Consider the following 570-nt stretch of genomic DNA (forward strand, 5'->3'; position numbering starts at 1 on the left):
CCCCCCCCCCCCCCCCCCCCCCCCCCCCCCCCCCCCCCCCCCCCCCCCCCCCCCCCCCCCCCCCCCCCCCCCCGTCCTCGTTGCGCCTGCCCCGGCGTGCGCGAGGACGCGCACCGGCAGCCGGAGGGCTCCACCACCTGCTGCACCGGTCGTGACGGGCCGTCGCGGCCCTCACCCGGTCGGAGCAGTCGGCGAGGCGCGGGAGAGCGACGATCCTCACGCCGAGTCATTTTTCCATGAATCATGGAGCATTTGAGGCGTCACCCCTCAAGACCTCCGGCGGGGAACCGAAATCAATAGTGCGAATAACCTTCCTCCCCCCCAGGAAATGAGATTCTGATGCGTTTCTCCCGCGCGATCGCCACCGCCGTGGCCACCGCCGCCCTGGCCGGGTCCGCCGCCGTGTGCGTGCCCGCCTCCGCCGCGACGGCCTCGACCGTCGCCATCAACGCGGGCGGCAGTGCGCTCACCGCCTCGGGCACCTCCTACAGCGCCGACAAGGGCAGCATCGGTGGCCGCACCTCCACCACCACCGTGGCCAGCGGCACCACCGACAGCGCCCTGTACCAG

1 protein-coding gene is annotated in these 570 nt (G+C 73.9%); it reads left to right on the plus strand.

Going from position 1 to position 570, the window contains the following annotated elements; translation table 11 throughout:
• Window positions 1-339: 339 nt before the first annotated feature.
• Window positions 340-570, plus strand: a 231-nt coding sequence (locus tag ACRYR9_RS19900) for a hypothetical protein (protein ID WP_432499110.1), incomplete at its 3' end; no start/stop codon positions are given.

The sequence above is a fragment of the Kineococcus auxinigenes genome (genome assembly GCF_050871525.1).
Lineage (GTDB): Bacteria > Actinomycetota > Actinomycetes > Actinomycetales > Kineococcaceae > Kineococcus.